At 69.3% G+C, this 16,956-nt stretch carries 15 protein-coding genes; 7 read left to right on the top strand and 8 right to left on the bottom strand.

Annotated elements, in window-relative coordinates; genetic code table 11:
- Positions 1-224: 224 nt before the first annotated feature.
- Positions 225-1,139, top strand: coding sequence for a dienelactone hydrolase family protein (locus tag TSH58p_RS09085; protein ID WP_247874277.1), 915 nt, complete (start codon positions 225-227; stop codon positions 1,137-1,139).
- A gap of 128 nt (positions 1,140-1,267) precedes the next feature.
- Here the strand turns inward: TSH58p_RS09085 and greA are convergent, their stop codons facing one another.
- Both greA and carB read right to left on the bottom strand, forming a co-directional pair.
- On the bottom strand, positions 1,268-1,741 hold the full coding sequence (gene greA / locus TSH58p_RS09080; protein ID WP_109072414.1) for a transcription elongation factor GreA: 474 nt from the start codon (positions 1,739-1,741) through the stop codon (positions 1,268-1,270).
- An 82-nt stretch (positions 1,742-1,823) separates the two neighbouring features.
- Positions 1,824-5,075, bottom strand: a complete 3,252-nt coding sequence (carB, locus tag TSH58p_RS09075; protein WP_109072415.1) for a carbamoyl-phosphate synthase large subunit — start codon at positions 5,073-5,075, stop codon at positions 1,824-1,826.
- A gap of 320 nt (positions 5,076-5,395) precedes the next feature.
- Between carB and TSH58p_RS09070 the strand changes: the two genes are divergently transcribed.
- The 3 genes from TSH58p_RS09070 (at position 5,396) to TSH58p_RS09060 (ending at position 7,445) form a co-directional block, all read left to right on the top strand.
- Positions 5,396-6,211 (top strand): hypothetical protein, encoded by an 816-nt coding sequence (locus TSH58p_RS09070; RefSeq protein WP_109072416.1) that lies wholly within the window; start codon positions 5,396-5,398, stop codon positions 6,209-6,211.
- A 12-nt stretch (positions 6,212-6,223) separates the two neighbouring features.
- Positions 6,224-6,628 (top strand): hypothetical protein, encoded by a 405-nt coding sequence (locus TSH58p_RS09065; protein WP_109072417.1) that lies wholly within the window; start codon positions 6,224-6,226, stop codon positions 6,626-6,628.
- Positions 6,629-6,716: 88 nt separating this feature from the next.
- A complete protein-coding gene (locus TSH58p_RS09060) occupies positions 6,717-7,445 on the top strand; it encodes an MgtC/SapB family protein (RefSeq protein ID WP_109072418.1) in 729 nt (242 codons plus the stop codon).
- A 24-nt stretch (positions 7,446-7,469) separates the two neighbouring features.
- On the opposite strand, the gene TSH58p_RS09055 is transcribed toward TSH58p_RS09060, so the two are convergent.
- Genes TSH58p_RS09055 through TSH58p_RS09045 form a run of 3 tightly spaced genes read right to left on the bottom strand, consistent with a single transcriptional unit; the run spans position 7,470 to position 10,821 of the window.
- Positions 7,470-7,961 (bottom strand): DinB family protein, encoded by a 492-nt coding sequence (locus TSH58p_RS09055; protein WP_109072419.1) that lies wholly within the window; start codon positions 7,959-7,961, stop codon positions 7,470-7,472.
- Positions 7,962-7,978: 17 nt separating this feature from the next.
- Positions 7,979-10,054 (bottom strand): DNA translocase FtsK, encoded by a 2,076-nt coding sequence (locus TSH58p_RS09050; protein ID WP_109469202.1) that lies wholly within the window; start codon positions 10,052-10,054, stop codon positions 7,979-7,981.
- Positions 10,051-10,821: a PAS domain-containing protein gene (locus TSH58p_RS09045; protein WP_109071417.1), complete on the bottom strand. Its 771-nt coding sequence runs from the start codon at positions 10,819-10,821 to the stop codon at positions 10,051-10,053. The genes TSH58p_RS09050 and TSH58p_RS09045 overlap by 4 nt, the downstream gene beginning before the upstream one ends.
- A 439-nt stretch (positions 10,822-11,260) precedes the next feature.
- Between TSH58p_RS09045 and TSH58p_RS09040 the strand changes: the two genes are divergently transcribed.
- Entirely contained in the window at positions 11,261-12,451 is a 1,191-nt protein-coding gene (locus tag TSH58p_RS09040; protein WP_146205915.1) for a hypothetical protein, read from the top strand.
- Positions 12,452-12,550: 99 nt separating this feature from the next.
- On the top strand, positions 12,551-13,699 hold the full coding sequence (locus TSH58p_RS09035) for a hypothetical protein (protein ID WP_146205916.1): 1,149 nt from the start codon (positions 12,551-12,553) through the stop codon (positions 13,697-13,699).
- A 28-nt stretch (positions 13,700-13,727) separates the two neighbouring features.
- On the opposite strand, the gene msrA is transcribed toward TSH58p_RS09035, so the two are convergent.
- The gene (gene msrA, locus TSH58p_RS09030; RefSeq protein ID WP_199230189.1) at positions 13,728-14,369 is read right to left on the bottom strand and encodes a peptide-methionine (S)-S-oxide reductase MsrA; all 642 of its coding nucleotides are present in this window, start codon (positions 14,367-14,369) and stop codon (positions 13,728-13,730) included.
- 152 nt (positions 14,370-14,521) lie between these two features.
- Between msrA and TSH58p_RS09025 the strand changes: the two genes are divergently transcribed.
- Positions 14,522-14,965 (top strand): RNA polymerase sigma factor region1.1 domain-containing protein, encoded by a 444-nt coding sequence (locus TSH58p_RS09025; protein ID WP_109071420.1) that lies wholly within the window; start codon positions 14,522-14,524, stop codon positions 14,963-14,965.
- A 22-nt stretch (positions 14,966-14,987) separates the two neighbouring features.
- Here TSH58p_RS09025 and TSH58p_RS09020 read toward each other — a convergent pair whose 3' ends face one another.
- Together TSH58p_RS09020 and TSH58p_RS09015 are read right to left on the bottom strand one after the other, a co-directional pair.
- Complete coding sequence (locus tag TSH58p_RS09020) at positions 14,988-15,866, bottom strand: RNA methyltransferase (RefSeq protein ID WP_109469201.1); 879 nt, start codon at positions 15,864-15,866, stop codon at positions 14,988-14,990.
- A gap of 68 nt (positions 15,867-15,934) precedes the next feature.
- The gene (locus tag TSH58p_RS09015) at positions 15,935-16,918 is read right to left on the bottom strand and encodes an SDR family oxidoreductase (protein WP_109070015.1); all 984 of its coding nucleotides are present in this window, start codon (positions 16,916-16,918) and stop codon (positions 15,935-15,937) included.
- Positions 16,919-16,956: the final 38 nt, after the last annotated feature.

The raw sequence follows: 16,956 nt of genomic DNA, 5'->3' as shown, positions 1-16,956 counted from the left end.
CAACGACGGAAAAGCCTTTCCGGACAGCCGGCACCGCACCCAGCGCATGGGATGCGGTGCCGGCTGTTCGTATTTCGGGAACGCGGCCCTTGCGCAATTTTGTGTCGCCGAGCGTTTCCAAAAATGGATTCCTGCCCGTCTTCGCACGTGCGATGTTTTCCACGGCGAAGGTGCTAAACTCGTGGGACACCGAATCCGCCGATCCTGTCCGTGACCGGGAGACGATGATGGCCTCACCCCGCCGCCGTGCCCTTCCGCCGCGCCTCCTCCTGCCGACGCTGGCGCTCGCCGCCGCCTTGGCCCTGCCGCCTCTGCTCGGCTCTCCGCCGGCCGTGGCGGCCACGCCGGGCGTCCATGCGGAGGAGATCGTCCGCTTCCCCTCGCTCGACGCCGACCTGACCAGCGGCGCCCCCACGCCCCTGACCGGTCGCTTCCTGCGCCCCAAGGCCGACGGCCCCTATCCCACGGTCGTCCTGCTGCACGGCTGCAGCGGCCTTTACGCCAAGAGCGGGCGGGTGGCGGCCCGGCACATCGACTGGGCGCTGACGCTGCGCGAGCAGGGCTACGCGGTGCTGATGGTGGACAGCTTTGGCCCGCGCGGCGTGGCGGAGGTCTGCACCGTCAAGGACCGCCCCGTCCGGGCGACGGAGGAGCGCAAGCGCGACGCCTGGGCGGCGCTGGCCTATCTGCGCGCGCGCAGCGACGTGGACAGCGACCGGATCGCCCTGATGGGCTGGTCGCAGGGGGCGGGCACGGTGCTGGCCGCCTATGGGCCGGGCGGGCAGGGGAGCGGCTTCCGCGCCGCCATCGCCTTCTATCCCGGCTGCCGGACCCCGCTGAACGACGCCGACTGGCAGCCGGAAGGCCCGCTGCTGATGCTGCTGGGCGGCAAGGACGAATGGACCCCGGCGGAGCGCTGCCTGGAACTGGCGAACCGCGAGCCGGTCAAGGAACGCACCGAGGTGGTGGTCTACCCCGACGCCCATCACGGCTTCGACTCCCCCCATTCGCCGCTGCGCAAGCGCCGCAATCTGGCGACCGCCCCGGCGGGCGAGGCGACGGTCGGCACCGACGAGTCCGCCCGCAAGGACGCCATCGAGCGGGTCAGCGTCTTCCTGGCGGAGCGGCTGCGCGGGTGAGCGCGCAAGGCCACGGGTGAAAAACGAAACGCCCCGCACCGGATGTCGGTGCGGGGCGTTTGGTTTCGGCTCGCGGTCGGTGGCGGGGCCGTTTCTTCCGAAAAGGCCCCTCAAGCTTGAACCCGCGCTTACTTGAAGGCGACGTTGACGATCTCGTAGACCTTGGAGCCGCCGGGGGTGGAGACCTCCACGCTGTCGCCGACCGACTTGTTGATCAGCGCGCGGGCCAGCGGCGCCTGGATGGACAGCATGCCGTTCTTGATGTCGCTCTCGTCCTGGCCGACGATCTGATAGGTGATCTCCTCGTCGGTGTCCTCGTCCGCGAGCGTGACGGTGGCGCCGAACTTCACCGAATTGCCGGACAGCTTCGTCGGGTCGATGACCTCGGCGCGGCTGATCTTGTCCTCCAGCTCCGCGACCCGGCCCTCGATGAAGCTCTGGCGTTCACGCGCGGCGGTGTATTCGGCGTTTTCCGACAGGTCCCCATGCTCACGCGCCTCGGCGATCGCCTTGATGACGTTGGGCCGTTCGACAGTCTTGAGGTGCTTCAACTCCTCTTGCAGGCGGTTGTATCCCGCCGCAGTCATTGGAACTTTTTCCATCGTTCAATCCATCACCATGCCGACGCAGCGCCCTGGGAAAGCTACGGCGCGGCGGAGGAGGTCCGCCGCGCCGTAAACCGCCCTAATAGGAACCGCTAAGGTACGACTGCAACGGCGCGACTTCAAGGCTGCCGTTCCGGAGTGCGGCAATCGCTTCCACCGCCGCGCGTGCACCGGCCATGGTGGTGTAGTAAGGCAGGTTGTAGGTCAGCGCGGTGCGCCGCAGGCTGAAGCTGTCGGACAGGGCCTGCGCGCCTTCCGTGGTGTTGATGACCAGATGCACCTCGCCGTTGATCATCGCGTCGACGATGTGCGGCTGGCCTTCCACCACCTTGTTGATCGACTCCGCCGGAACGCCGGCCTGGCGCAGCGCCGCCGCGGTGCCGGTGGTGGCCAGGACGCGGAAGCCCATGGCGTGCAGCTTCTGCCCGATCTGCACGGCCGACGCCTTGTCGCGCTCCTTCACCGAGATGAAGACGGTGCCCTGGACCGGCAGGGTGACGCCGGCGCCGAGCTGCGACTTGGCGAAGGCCAGCGCGAAGTTGTGGTCGAGGCCCATCACCTCGCCCGTGGACTTCATCTCCGGACCGAGCACGATGTCGACGCCGGGGAAGCGGGCGAAGGGGAACACGGCCTCCTTCACGGCGGTGTGCGGCGGGGTCGGCCCGTTCAGCGTGAAGTCGGCCAGCTTCTCGCCGGCCATGACGCGGGCGGCGATCTTGGCGATGGCCGTGCCGGTGGCCTTGGCGACGAAGGGCACCGTGCGGCTGGCGCGCGGGTTGACCTCCAGGATGTAGACCGTGCCGTCCTTGACCGCGAACTGGACGTTCATCAGGCCGACGACGTGCAGGGCGCGGGCCAGCGCCTCGCCCTGGCGGCCGATCTCGGCGATGGTCTCGGCGGGCAGCGAGTAGGGCGGCAGGGCGCAGGCCGAGTCGCCGGAATGGATGCCGGCCTCCTCGATGTGCTCCATGATGCCGGCGATGTAGACCTGGCCGGTGGCGTCGGCCACCACGTCCACGTCCACCTCGATGGCGTCCTGCAGGTAGCTGTCGATCAGCACCGGGTTCTTGCCCGACACCTTCACGGCGGTGCCCATGTAGCGCTTGAGGCCGGCCATGTCGTGGACGATCTCCATGGCGCGGCCGCCCAGCACGTAGGACGGGCGGATGACCACCGGGAAGCCGATCCGCGCGGCCACCGTCTCCGCCTCCTCCAGCGACCGGGCGAGGCCGTTGGCCGGCTGGAGCAGGTTGAGCTGGTGCAGCAGCTTCTGGAAGCGCTCACGGTCCTCGGCGAGGTCGATGGCGTCCGGCGAGGTGCCGAGGATCGGGATGCCGGCCTTCTCCAGCGCGTCGGCCAGCTTCAGCGGAGTCTGGCCGCCGAACTGCACGATGCAGCCCAGCACCGTGCCGTTGCGCTGCTCGACGCGGACCAGCTCGATCACGTCCTCGGCGGTCAGCGGCTCGAAATACAGGCGGTCGGCGGTGTCGTAGTCGGTGGAGACCGTCTCCGGGTTGCAGTTGACCATGATGGTCTCGATGCCGGCCTCGCGCAGGGCGTAGACGGCGTGGACGCAGCAATAGTCGAACTCGATGCCCTGGCCGATGCGGTTCGGCCCGCCGCCCAGGATGACGACCTTCTTCTTTTCGGTCGGGTCCGATTCGCACTCGGCAGCGCCCGTGCCGTCGGTCTCGTAGGTCGAGTACATGTAGGGCGTGCGCGACGCGAACTCGGCCGCGCAGGTGTCAATGCGCTTGAAGACCGGCGTGACCCCGGCGGCGCGGCGGGCCTCGGCGACCTCGGCCTCGCCCGTGCCGGCCAGCTCGGCCAGACGGGCGTCGGAGAAGCCCATCTGCTTCAGCGACTGCCAGCCGGCCTTGTCGGTGGGCAGGCCGCCGCTGCGGATCGCCTGCTCGCGGTCCACGATGGCCTTGATCTGCTCCAGGAACCACGGGTCGTACTTGGAGACCTGCTGCACCTCGGCGACCGTGAAGCCGTGGCGGAAGGCCTGGGCGATGACCAGCAGCCGGTCCGGCGTCGGGCGGGCCAGCGCGCCGCGGATGGCCGAGGCGTCCGGCGTGTCGCTGTCGCCGATGCGCACCTCGTTGAAGCCGGTCAGGCCGGTCTCCATGGAGCGCAGCGCCTTCTGCACCGACTCCTGGAAGGTGCGGCCGATCGACATGGCCTCGCCCACCGACTTCATCGAGGTGGTCAGCAGCGGCTCGGTGCCGGCGAACTTCTCGAAGGTGAAGCGCGGCATCTTCGTGACGACGTAGTCGATCGTCGGCTCGAAGCTGGCCGGGGTGGTGCCGGTGATGTCGTTGGTCAGCTCGTCCAGCGTGTAGCCGATGGCCAGCTTCGCGGCGATCTTGGCGATCGGGAAGCCGGTGGCCTTGGAGGCCAGAGCGGAGGAGCGCGACACGCGCGGGTTCATCTCGATGACGATCAGGCGGCCGTTCGCCGGGTTCACCGCGAACTGGACGTTGGAGCCGCCGGTCTCCACCCCGATCTCGCGCAGCACCGCGATCGAGGCGTTGCGCATGATCTGGTATTCCTTGTCCGTCAGCGTCAGCGACGGGGCGACGGTGATCGAATCGCCGGTGTGGACGCCCATCGGGTCGATGTTCTCGATGGCGCAGACGATGATGCAGTTGTCCGCCTTGTCGCGGACGACCTCCATCTCATACTCCTTCCAGCCCAGCACCGATTCCTCGATCAGCACCTCGCCGACCGGGCTGGCGCGCAGGCCGCCGCGCACGATGTCCTCGAACTCCGCGCGGTTGTAGGCGATGCCGCCGCCGGTGCCGGCCAGCGTGAAGCTGGGGCGGATGATCGCGGGCAGCCCGACGAACTCCAGCGCCTCGGTCGCCTCCTGCATGTTGCGCACGAGGCGCGAGCGCGGCGATTCCAGGCCCAGCTTGTCCATGGCGTCGCGGAACAGGATGCGGTCCTCGGCCTTGGCGATGACGTCGCGCTTGGCGCCGATCATCTCCACGCCCAGCCGCTCCAGCGTGCCGTCGTCGGACAGGGCCATGGCGGTGTTCAGCGCGGTCTGGCCGCCCATGGTCGGCAGCAGGGCGTCGGGGCGTTCCTTCTCCAGGATCTTCGCCACCACGGCCGGGGTGATCGGCTCGATGTAGGTGGCGTCGGCCAGACCCGGATCGGTCATGATGGTGGCCGGGTTGGAGTTCACCAGGATGACGCGGAAGCCTTCCTCGCGCAGCGCCTTGCACGCCTGGACGCCGGAGTAATCGAACTCGCAAGCCTGGCCGATGACGATCGGCCCCGCGCCGATGATGCAGATGGATTTGATATCAGTGCGCTTGGGCATGGGTCCGCTTCTCGACGTTCGTGCAGCAAAAGCCCCCTCGCGCCATTGGCCCCTTGGCAGGGGCGCGGGTGTGAGGGGGCACGGATCAATATGTCGTTGCGAGGCCCCTTTATAGGGAACAAGGCGGCGCGGGGGAAGGGGTGGGATGATGCACGGGCCACATGTCTGAAACATCGCCAGCGGGCGGCGAGGCAAGGCTTGAACCCGCGCCGAAAGGGCGTCATCAATCGGGGTGCGCCGGAGCCCGGCGCTTTCCGACATCGACCAGCGGGAGAAGCCCGCACACCTGACCTGATTGCCTCCGGAGTTCGCGCCTCACGATGACCCACGCTTTCGCCAAGGACAGCCGCGCCTGCGCCGCCTGCGTTTCGTGGGGGGGCGACCGCGCCCTGTCGGACGACAACACGCTCGTCCATGTCGACCGCTACAGCGCGGAGGGGGAGTGCCGGACCGCGACCAGCCAGGATTACCGGAAGGTCACGCGCTCCTACCACACCTGCCCGACCTGGGCGCCGCTGCCGATGCTGAAGAAGCATGGCGGGCGGCCGGAACGGCAGCCGGTCTTCGCCGGCCGTCCGGCCCCGGCCCCGAAGCCGGTTCCGGAGGCCGTGGCCGCGGCGCCGGTGCGCGCGGTTCCGGCCGCGGCCCCCGCCGTTCCGCCGCCGCCGCCCGCGCCGCCGGTCTGCCGGTCGGAGCCGCTGGACCTCGACCAGATCCCGCAGATCGCCAGCCTGCTCTACGTCCATTGGCGCCGCGTCCGCCGCGGGCGCCCGATGCCGGAGGCGCGTGACATCGACACCGCGCAGATCCGCGAATGCGTGCCGCGCCTGTGCCTGATGGAGCCGCTGCGCGGCGGCGAGGACTTCCTCTACCGCGCCTGCGGGCGGGCGGTGCAGCGGCGGATCGGGCAGCGCGCGGTGCCGCGCGCGGTCAGCGACTGCCACCCCGCCGAAGCGGCGGAGCGCTTCAACGCCGACCTGCGCGCCTGTCTGGAAACGGGGGAGCCGCGCGGCCTTCTGGTGCGCGACGACCCGATGCTGCCGGGGGCGCGCTTCGTCGAACTGCTGCTGCCGCTGTCCGACGAGGACGGCCGCCCGGCCCGCGTGCTGGCCTTCCGGCACGTGCCGGGGGGCTGACGGGAGGCGGCGGTGCCCTGGAGCGCGCAGCAGCCCCCGCCGGGGGAACCGCCGTCCGGACCGCCGGACCCGGCGCCCGGCGGCGCCAAGCCGGCGGGTGGCGCCGACATGGTGGGGGTCTGGCCGTCCGCCGTCTGGATCGTCGTCGGCACGCTCTTCTATCTGGAGAACCCGCAGAGCTTCGCCGGCTGGAAGGGCGCGCTCTATTATGTGGTGGGCACCGCCGCCGTGGCGCTGGTGATCGGGCTGGTCAGCCTCAACCTGCGCCGCGCCGTCGCCGGCATGCTGGCCGAGGTGTTTCCCCGCCGCGACCGCTTCACCGACCTCGTGAGCCTGATGCTGCGGCTGATGCTGGCCACCGCCGAGGGCATGCTGGTGGCGCTGCTCGCCCGCTGGACGCTGGGCGCGCTTGGGTAGGGTTTGTGGGGGGTAGGGTGACCCTTCGCCAACCAATTGGCGCTACACTGTGCGTTCCGGGACCGGTCGTCCCGGGGGGAGGGGCGTCATGCAGAACCTGTCCGCCTATTGGTCGCACGCCGAACTGATCGTCAACGGCGCCATCCTGCTGCATCTGGTCGGGGCGCTGGGGCTCGGCATCCTGATGGGGTACGAGCGCTCCTTCCATGGGCGGGCGGCGGGGATGCGCACCTACGCGCTGGTCTGCCTCGCCTCGACGGCGCTGACCGTGGTCAACGCCTATCCCGGCCTGTGGTACGGCGGTATCGGGAGCGGCAGCGGCGGGGGCGGCGACCCGACGCGGGTCGTCCAGGGCATCGTGACCGGCATCGGCTTCCTCGGCGCCGGGGTCATCATGCGGGATGGCTTCTCCATCCGCGGCCTGTCCACCGCGGCGTCGATCTGGACGGCGGCGGCGATCGGGGTGACCATCGGGCTGGGCTTCTACGCCGCCGCCATCGGCGCGACCTTCCTGGTCATCCTGGTGATGAGCGCCTTCCGCCGGCTGGAGGCGGTGCTGCCCCACCACACGGTGGTCCAGGTGATGCTGGTCTTCGAGCGCGATCACGCGCCCCCGGCGGAGATGCTCCGCGTCAAGGCGCTGGAGCACGGCTACGAGATCGTGTCCTGGGCCTTCCACCTGCGCAACGGCAGCGGCCACCTGGAATATCAGCTCACGCTCCAGGCCAACGGCAGGCCGGACCCGATGGAGCTGATCGACAAGCTCGCCCGCACCAGTCGCGTGGTGGAGTTCCGCCTGTCGCCGTCGCGCATGTGACGGGCCGGGGTAAGGCCGGAGCGCCTACTTGTTTAACAGGAAATAGGCGAAGTCGATGCTGGGCGCGGCCAGCCCGAACTGCGTCAGCAGGGTGTGCGCCTGCCCGCGGTGGTGGGTCTGGTGGTTGAAGACATGGGCCAGCACCGCGGAGAAGGGCAGGGAGAAGGCCTGCCCGGCCAGCGAGTGGTAGTGGAGGTCCGCGGCGAAGCGCGCCTCCTCCTGCTCCGCCACGACGCGGATGATGCGCTCGTCCTCCGCCTCGCGGGCGGCGCGCAGCGCGTCGAACCCGTCATACAGGATCTCGTCCAGGGCGAAGGGCGTCGGCCCCTCCCCCTCGATGCGGCTCAGCCACACCCGGTCGGCCACCAGGATGTGGTTCAGCGTGCCCTGCACCGAGCGGAAGAAGGCGCCCCGGTCCTCGCGGTACTGGGCATCCGACAGCCCGGCCGCCACCGCATAGAGGCGGCGGTTGGCCCAGCGGTTGTAGCGCGCGAACCGGTCGAAATGCGCCTTCATCACCCCTTCTCCTGTTTTCAGACCCCGGCACGCTTGGCCGACAGGCCGGCGGGGGACAGCAGCACCTCGCGCTTGCCCTGGTGGTTGGCTTGGCCGACCACCCGCTCCGTCTCCATCCGCTCGACCAAGCGGGCGGCGCGGTTGTAGCCGATCTGGAGCTGGCGCTGGATGAAGCTGACCGACACCTTGCCCTCGCGCACCACGAGGTTGACGGCCTGCATGTAGAGATCGTCGCCGGAATTGCCGCCGCCGCTCTCGTCGTCCTCGTCGGCGACCGCCTCATCCTCTTCCTCGGTGATGGCGGTGACGTAGTTCGGGGCGCCCTGCGACTTGATGAACTGCACGATCTCCTCGACCTCCGAATCGGAGACGAAGGGGCCGTGGACGCGGGTGATGCGGCCGCCGCCGGCCATATAGAGCATGTCGCCCTGGCCGAGAAGCTGCTCCGCCCCGGCCTCGCCCAGGATGGTGCGGCTGTCGATCTTGCTGGTGACCTGGAAGCTGATGCGGGTCGGGAAGTTGGCCTTGATGGTGCCGGTGATGACGTCCACCGAGGGCCGTTGGGTCGCCATGATCAGGTGGATGCCGGCGGCGCGGGCCATCTGGGCGAGGCGCTGGATCGCCGCCTCGATCTCCTTGCCGGCCACCAGCATCAGGTCGGCCATCTCGTCGACGATGACCACGATGTAGGGGAGCGGCGTCGGCTCCTGCGGGGTCAGGTCGAAGACGGTCTCGGCCTCGCCGGGGACATGGCGGCGGGGCATCGGCTCGCCGTTGGCGATCATCTCGGCGATGCGGGCGTTGTAGCCTTCGATGTTGCGCACGCCGAGCTTGGACATCGCCTCGTAGCGGCTCTCCATCTCGCGCACGGCCCAGCGCAGCGCAATCACCGCCTTCTTCGGGTCGGTCACCACCGGGGTCAGCAGATGCGGGATGCCGTCATAGACGGACAGCTCCAGCATCTTCGGGTCCACCATGATGAAGCGGCAGCGCTCCGGCGGAAGCCGGTAGAGCAGCGACAGGATCATCGTGTTGATGGCCACCGACTTGCCCGACCCGGTGGTGCCGGCGACCAGCAGGTGCGGCATGCGGGCGAGGTCGGCGACCACCGGCTCCCCGCTGATGTCCTTGCCGAGCGCGATGGCGAGGTGGGCCTGCGACTCGGCGAAGGCCGCGTGGTCGAACATCTCGCGCAGATAGACCATCTCGCGCACCGGGTTCGGCAGTTCCACGCCGATCACGCTGCGGCCCGGCACGATGGCGATGCGGGCGGTGACCACGCTCATGGAGCGGGCGATGTCGTCGGTCAGGTTGATGACCGTGGCCGACTTGGTGCCCGGCGCCGGCTCGAACTCGTAGAGCGTCACCACGGGGCCGGGGCGCACGTCCATGATCTCGCCGCGGACGCGGAAGTTCCGCAGCACGGTCTCCAGCATCCGCGCGTTGCGGGCCAGGACGGTCTCGTCATGCTGCTGCGGCGGGCGCGGCGGCGGGTTCTGGAGGAGCGTGGTGCCTGGCAGGGCGTAGGGATCGTCCTCGCCGACCGGCTCGCCGTACGCCGCGTCCTCCGCGCCGTCCTCGTCCGCACCATCCTCGTCCAGGTCGTCCTCGCCCAAGCCGTCCTGGTCAACGTCGTCCGACGCGACGGGGTCGTCGGCGTACTCCGCCTCCTCGTCCTCATAGGCGAGGGCAGCGTCCGCCGGGTCTTCGGACTCCGTGTCCTCGGGCAGGTCCTCGGCGTCGGGGATGAGGACGTCCTCCACGTCCGCCGGCGCGTCCACGGCGGCGTCCGACACCGGGGGCGGGGCGGCCTCCGCGGGGCGCGCCTCGTAGGCCCATTCGACGCCGGACAGGAAGGCGAAGCCGGCGACCACCGCCAGCGCCTCGTCGCCGAGGTTGGTCGAATAGACCGTGCCGGCGCGCGGGGTTCCGGGGAGCACCTCCACGTCCCACAGCAGCCGCCCGTCCGGACGCGCGTTGGGGATCAGGTTGAAGGGACGGCCGTTCAGGGCGCACCACAGATTGAACTCGTCGGCGGTGACGACTCCCGACTGGGTCGCGGGCGCGGTCAGGTGGGGCGTGCGCGGCGTCATGCCGGGGCTCCCGGTTTCTGTTCGGTGGAGAGGGATTCGTCGTCGTCGGTGGCGGCGGTGTCGTCGTGGTCGGCTTCGGTCTCGGCTTCGCCGTCCGCGGCCTCGTCCGTGTCGTTGCCGATTTCGGCGCCGAAGTCGGCGCCGTCGTCCGCAAGGACCTCGGACCTGCGGTCCCCCGTGTCGTCCGCGGCCGGTGCGTCGTCGTCCGGCCCGTCATCGTCCGACCTGCCGTCGTCCGGAGCATCCGGCTCGTCGATCGCCACCTCCGCCTCATCCTCCGCCTCAATCTCCACGGTGTCGGGGGTGAGCGCGGCGCAGGGCGGTTCGTCCGGCGGCAGTTCGTAGGCGGCGACCAGGATCTTGTCGATGGTCTCGCCATCGCTGGACATCGGCAGGGCCAGCCGCTCCCAGGTCCGCATGACGCCGCTGAAATCGGCGGTGTAGACACGGGCGACCGGCAGCCGCTCGCGCAGGAGCGCGGCGTATTCGGGGCGCAGGATGGCCCGCTGCTCCTCCGGCAGATCGTCCAGCGTGGCGCCCAGGCGCGAGTGCCCGAAGGCCGCGGCGAGCGACTGGCCGTAATAGGAATAAACGAAGTCGTCGTCGCCGATGACCTCGAAAATCACAATATTATCCTTCCACGGCCGCAAGTCGGCCGGGGCGACGGTGCTCGACACCGGCGGCTTCCCGCCGATGCATTTGGTGAGCCAGAAGTCAAGCAGGCCGCTCAGGTGCGGCGTCGCCAGCTCGGTTCTTTCCTTGATCATGGATTGGGCGCGGAATGTCTCGGGCGGCGCCCCGCGGGGCTACCCCCTGGAGCTTTCATGGACCGCCGGAACCATACCCGGAAGGGGCGGGCAGGCGCAACCGCAAGGGCGACGTCGCCCAGGGGCCGGACAAGGATTCCCGAGCGGTGTGTCCGTGGGCTCCGATCCGTCATCCGCATGTGCGTCGGACCGTAAGCTGTTGCAGTGGAGCGTGTTTTTACCGCCAGTCGATAATTCACAAACTAAGGAATCGGCAAGACTTCATACGCCGATGTGCAAATCAAAATCAAAATATAATCGTTGATGATAATGATGATTCATGCAGTTGTACTCTTTACCAAAATGATTCTTATTTGTTGATTGTTTGTGAGGGAGATGATATAAGATTTTTGTCGTGCTTATCATGTTTAGGCTTGACCACAAAATAATGGAGGAAGCGGTGTCATCTTTTCTTGATCTGCAAAATGGTTTCTATAACGGGCTGTGCCAAGGGCTTGGCCTGTCGCAGAACACGTTCCAAATTCTGCAGCCGTCGCCGCCTCTGGTGGCCAACAACAACACGCTGTTGTGGGATTACTTCAACAACATCCCGCCGCTGTCGCTGACGCAGAATTACATCGCGAGCGGCGGCAACCAGTTCTTCTCCAACTACAAGGGCATCATCAGCTCGCTGGTCGCGCCGCCGAACACCTTCGAGGCGGACATCGGGCCGGACAACTTCAGGGCCTGGAAGAGCTACATCGCCGGCATCGTGCCCCCGCCGGCGGCCAACCAGCTTCCCAGCACCTTCTTCCAATGGGCGATGATCAACGCGCCGACGGTGGCGAATGTCGGGGCGCAGGACCTGTCGGCGATGCTGCTCGAGACCGTCAGCGCCGCCAGCCTGGCGCTGATGCCCTACACCAGCGTGCCCTTCCAGACGCCGCCGGCGCCGCCGCCGGATTGGAACGCCGGCTATTCGGTGCTCGTCCAGCAGCTGTCGCAGGCGCCGTCCCGCTCGTTCACCTTCTCCAGCTCGACCATGAACAGCAACGTGTCGAGCAGCTGGTCGAAGGGCGGCAATTCGGGGTTCTTCGGACTGTGGGGCGGCAGCAGCTCGTCGTCGTCCCAGAGCACGAAATTCGCCGCCAGCAACGTGCAGATCACCAAGGCGTCCTTCCGGCACGTCCTGACCTTCGCCGCGTCGCCGGGCAACTGGTACAGCTCCTCGGCGATGGGGCTCGCCTACTCCAGCTCCGCTTCGCCGCCGTGGAAGCAGGGGGGCCTTCCCAGCTGGAAGACGGTGTTCGATCCGGCCACCGGCACGACCACCCGCTTCATGGTCAACCTGATCGTCGCCGACACGATGTACATCGAGGTCACGTCGGACGCCAGGTTCGATGCCAATGACCAGAGCGTCATCAACAACAACAAGTCGTCCGGCCTGTGGCCGTTCTACACCAGCGGGTCGGGCAGCGGCTCCTCGACGTCGGTGTCCTTCAACCAGAACGGCAACATGACCGTCACCATCACCAGCGATCCCGGGGTTCCGATCGTCCTGGGCGGCAACGTCCTGCCGGTCCAGACCTATCTGGGCCATTCGACCGCCGCCCTGAAGGCGGTGTCGGACAAGGCGCTGGCCCTGGCCTGAGGGCGCAGCCCGCTGAGACCGCGGCGAATGGGGACCGGCCGTGCCTGCGGCCGGTTCCCTTCGCTTCATGACGCTCCGGACGGAACTTGGGAGAACGCGATGTTACGCCTGCACGAAGCCTCTGCGGACGCGCCAGCCGGCATGGAAGGGCTTCAGAACCGCTGGTACAATTCCGTCGTCCACTCGCTCAATCTCACGTCCGCGGCGTTCCAGCTCCTTCAGCCGACCTTCGTCGTTCCTCAGACGAACCCGGGGCTGTGGCGTTACGGCCAGGAAATTCCGCCGCGTTCCCTCACGGCAAACACCTACGGCATCAGCCTGGAACGCTTCTTCGACATTTATGCGTCCATCGTCGGCCAGCTGAGCTTTCCCGAATCCTGCTTCAAGAAGGACATCGGCGACGACACCTATGAGGAGTGGACCGCTTATCTTGCGACGCTCAGCCCTCAGCCGTCCGCCCAGCAATTGCCGTCGCTGTTCCTGATCTGGGCGATGACCAACGCGCCGACGGTCGCCAATGTGGGGCAGCAGGATCTCGCGGTGATGGCCCTGATCGGCTCGGCCCAGGCGGCGCTGGAGCCGTATGTCGGCCCGAACGGACAGCCTGCGAATTTCGGGGAAAGCTACGCCCAACTGGTCCAAAGCCTGGCCCATGGCGTCGCCAAATCCTTCCGCTTCGACAGCAGGACGGCCAACGGCGATGTGTCCGGGTCCTGGACCGGCGGTGTCGACACCGTCGGCAACGGGCTTTGGAGCGGGGCCCCACCAGGCAACCGCCAAAGCCTGATTTTCTCGCAAAGTCATGTGCAGGCATCGGTCAATGTGTCGGGACTGGTCACCTGGCCGCTCACGCCCGGTCCCTGGTACGACTCCTCGACCTTCGCGACGGCCTACGCCAACCCGTCCACGCCGCCCTGGCCCGATCCGGCGCACCCTGCCTGGGACGAGGTCTTCGGCGCCGACGGCAGCCTTCCGCGGATCATGGCATCGCTGGCGGCGGCGAAGGGCGTCGACATCACGATCACCTCGGACGCGGTCTTTTCGCCCCTCGACCAAGCCATCATCGGAACCTTCGCCCCGCTCGGCCTCTGGCCTTTCTACCTGCCGAGCGGCATGGCGCAGACCACCGTCAGCTTCGGGGCATCCTCGGGCATGACCATCCGGACCGTCTCGGCGCCGGGCGTCCCGGTCGTCCTGGGCGGCAACGTCCAATCCATCGGCGCCTTTCTGGGAGTCGGGGCGGGGTAGGCGCCCGACAGGCGGGCGCCCCGCCCTCTCACCCCGCGCAGGTCACCCCGGTCCCGCCCAGCCCGCAATAGCCCGCGGGATTCTTGGACAGATACTGCTGGTGATAGTCCTCGGCGTAGTAGAAGGGCGGGGCCTCGCGAAGCTCCGTCGTCACCGGGCCGAACCCGGCCTGTCGCAGGCGGGCCTGATAGGACTCGCGGCTGGCCTCGGCGGCGGCGCGCTGGGCGTCCGTGTGGGTGTAGATGGCGGAGCGGTACTGGGTGCCCACGTCGTTGCCCTGGCGCATCCCCTGGGTCGGGTCGTGCGCTTCCCAGAAGACGCGCAGCAGCTCCTCGAACCCGACCTTGGCCGGGTCGTAGACGACGCGCACCACCTCGGTGTGGCCGGTGCGGCCCGAGCAGACCTCCTCGTAGGTCGGGTTGGGCGTGTGGCCGCCCTGATAGCCGACCATGGTCGACCAGACCCCCGGCACCTTCCAGAACTTGCGTTCCGCCCCCCAGAAGCAGCCGAGCCCGAAGTCGGCGACCTCCAGCCCCTCCGGATAGGGCGGGGTCAGCGGGTTGCCGTTGACGTGGTGGCGCGGCGGCACGGGAACCGGCGTGTCGCGTCCGGGCAACGCCTCTTCCGCGCTGGGCAGCGCCAGGGGCTTGCGCATGAACATTCCGAGCATCTCGGCCTCTCCGATGGCGTAGGATTTGGGGATTATGTCGGGTCGCACCGCCCTGGAGGCAAGTCGGCGCCTTTGCGCGGGAGCCTTCCGCGGCCCGGCGTGTTTACCCTTCGGAATGTTCAGTCCAAGGTGGAACCGCGGGGAGACGAACCATGACGATCGACGACGCCACCCTCCAGCGCCTGATTGACAAGGGGCGCCAGCACGGCAACCGGCTCGGCATCGAGCAGCTCGGCCAGGACGTGCCGGTGGAGACGATGACCCCGGAGGAGGTCGCCGTGGTGGTGGAGCGGCTGGAGGCCGCGGGCATCGACGTGGAGCTGACCGACGAACGGCTGAAGCGTCCGCGCGGCGGCGGCGACTACGAGCGCGGGGCCGGGGTGGTCACCATCGCCAGCCCGGCGGCGCCCGCCGTGTCCGCCCCCGGCGCCCGCCCGTCCGTTCATGGCTGGGCCGACGAGGGGCTGGGCCACGCCCACGGCGGGCACCACGGCTCGCGCCGGGCGCCGACCTGGGACCGCGGCGGGGTGGACATGCTGCCCGTCGTCTCGGTCATCGTGGTGGCGCTGATCCTGATCATCGCCCTGGGCGGCTGAGGCGCAGCCTCCGGTCCGGCCGTCAGCCCGGCTTCGCCAGCGCGTGGATGAGGATGGCCGCGGTCGCCGCGACGTTCAGCGACTGGATGCGGCCCGTGCCCGGCAGGGTCAGGATGTCCTCGCAGGCGGCGAGGGTGGCGGGTGGAAGCCCGTCCTCCTCGTTGCCCAGCACGACGGCGGCGGGCCGTTCGCCCTTGGCGAGGGCCGCCGGGTCGGTGACCACCGCCCGGCCCCGGCCCAGCGCCGTTCCGGCCACCCGGTAGGACTCGCGCAGCCGCTTCAGAACCGCCGGCAGGTTGGCCGCCTGGTACAGCTCCACCCATTCGAAGCCGCCCTCGGCCACCCGGTAGGCGGATTCCGACGGCAGGGCCTGTCCGGGATGGTCCGACACCACGACGCGCCGCAGGCCGAAGAAGGCGGCGGTGCGCAGGATGGCGCCCAGATTGTGCGGGTTGCCGACCCCATCCAGGATCAGCAGCGGCTGCCCGTCCGTCGCCCAGCGCTTCGCCGCCTCGGTGTCGAAGGCGGGCACCGGGCGCGGCGCGATCAGCGCGACCACGCCGCCGTGCAGCACCGTTCCGGCGACCTTCGCCAGCTCGTCGGCCTCGACCATGCGGTAGGGCTTGCGCGCCGCGGCCATCGCCTTGCAGAAGTCGCCGGTCTTCGCCTTCAGCCGCTCCTCGAAGAACAGCCGCTCCACCCGCGCCGCGTCATGGGCGAACAGGGCGGAGACGGCGGACAGGCCGGCGACGCGGAACAGCTTTCCCGGCTCCTCCCGCGGCTCCTCCCGGCGCGCGTCCTTGCCGGCGCGGGCCGGACCCGGACGGGAGGGGCGGGCAGGGGAGGGGTGGGCAGGGGACGGGGCGGGCGGACGGCCGCGCGGGGTCGTCGGCTTCGGCATGATGGACTCGGGGGCTTGGGGGGAACGGGCCGGCATTCTGGACCAACCCGTTCCCGAACTCAAAGCCCTCAGTGGTTTCCGTTTTTGCTCCGCGCGTAGCCGGCGTAGGCCGCCGCCGCAGCGGCCGCGACCCCGGCGACGAGCAGCGGCGACACCCAGCCGGGCGGCGGGGTTCGGAAGCCGCCGGTGACGCCGCGGCCGCGCTCCACCGGGGTGAACAGGTTGCCGTCGCTCGCCGCGGCGGGCGGGGTCCGGCTGAAATGGCGGTGGGCGCCGTGGCCGGCGATCTTCTCCATCAGGCGCGGCGCCACCGCGTGTCCCAGCCGGGTCAGCGGGGTCATCGCCCCGACCATCGCCTGGGCGCGCGGGCGCAGGGCCACGGCCAGCACGGTGTCCGCCACGTCCTGCGGGTCGCCGTAGAAGGGGCTTTCCGCGTCCAGCTGATGGCCGGTGTAGTTGGCGCCGTGGGACATGCCCGGCGTGTCGGTGAAGAAGGGATAGACGCCGCAGACATGGACGCCCGGCGCGTCGACCAGCTCCGCCCGCAGGCTTTCGAGAAGCCCCTCCAGCCCGAACTTGCTGGCGGCGTAGGCGGCGGCGTAGGGGGCGGGCGCCCAGGCCCCGACCGACACCGTGTTGATGAGGACCCCGTGGCCCTGCCGGCGGAACAGCGGCAGGACGGCGTGGGCGCTGTATAGCGGGCCGAACAGGTTGGTCTCGACGACGCGGCGGTGCGCCTCCAGCGGCGTGTCCTCGAACCGCCCGACGGCCCCGACCCCGGCGTTGCTCACCCAGACGTCGATGCCGCCGAACAGCTGCATCGCCCGGTTGGCCAGCCGGAGGACCGCCTGGGCGTCGGTGACGTCGGTGGGCACCACCTCGGCTTCGCCGCCCAGCTCCCGGCATTCCTCGGCGACCTCGCCGAGCAGGGCCTCCCGCCGGGCGGCCAGCACCAGCCGGGCGCCCTCCCGCGCGAAGGTCAGGGCGGTGGCCCGCCCGATCCCGCTCGACGCGCCGGTTATGACCACCACGGCCCCGCGCACGCTGTCCATTCGTCTTCTCCCATCGACGCCTCGATGCGGCATCAACA

Origin of the sequence: Azospirillum sp. TSH58, from assembly GCF_003119115.1 — a bacterium.
Lineage (GTDB): Bacteria > Pseudomonadota > Alphaproteobacteria > Azospirillales > Azospirillaceae > Azospirillum.
Note: the sequence above shows the minus strand (reverse complement) of the source record. Positions and strands in the feature narration are given on the sequence as shown.

Coding starts and splice junctions, on each gene's coding strand:
- msrA (WP_199230189.1), bottom strand. CDS start 14,369: ATGCTCGGAATGTTCATGCGCAAGCCCCTGGCGCTGCCCAGCGCGGAA.
- TSH58p_RS09085 (WP_247874277.1), top strand. CDS start 225: ATGATGGCCTCACCCCGCCGCCGTGCCCTTCCGCCGCGCCTCCTCCTG.
- TSH58p_RS09060 (WP_109072418.1), top strand. CDS start 6,717: ATGCAGAACCTGTCCGCCTATTGGTCGCACGCCGAACTGATCGTCAAC.
- TSH58p_RS09020 (WP_109469201.1), bottom strand. CDS start 15,866: ATGCCGAAGCCGACGACCCCGCGCGGCCGTCCGCCCGCCCCGTCCCCT.
- greA (WP_109072414.1), bottom strand. CDS start 1,741: ATGGAAAAAGTTCCAATGACTGCGGCGGGATACAACCGCCTGCAAGAG.
- TSH58p_RS09015 (WP_109070015.1), bottom strand. CDS start 16,918: ATGGACAGCGTGCGCGGGGCCGTGGTGGTCATAACCGGCGCGTCGAGC.
- TSH58p_RS09070 (WP_109072416.1), top strand. CDS start 5,396: ATGACCCACGCTTTCGCCAAGGACAGCCGCGCCTGCGCCGCCTGCGTT.
- TSH58p_RS09055 (WP_109072419.1), bottom strand. CDS start 7,961: ATGAAGGCGCATTTCGACCGGTTCGCGCGCTACAACCGCTGGGCCAAC.
- carB (WP_109072415.1), bottom strand. CDS start 5,075: ATGCCCAAGCGCACTGATATCAAATCCATCTGCATCATCGGCGCGGGG.
- TSH58p_RS09045 (WP_109071417.1), bottom strand. CDS start 10,821: ATGATCAAGGAAAGAACCGAGCTGGCGACGCCGCACCTGAGCGGCCTG.
- TSH58p_RS09050 (WP_109469202.1), bottom strand. CDS start 10,054: ATGACGCCGCGCACGCCCCACCTGACCGCGCCCGCGACCCAGTCGGGA.
- TSH58p_RS09035 (WP_146205916.1), top strand. CDS start 12,551: ATGTTACGCCTGCACGAAGCCTCTGCGGACGCGCCAGCCGGCATGGAA.
- TSH58p_RS09025 (WP_109071420.1), top strand. CDS start 14,522: ATGACGATCGACGACGCCACCCTCCAGCGCCTGATTGACAAGGGGCGC.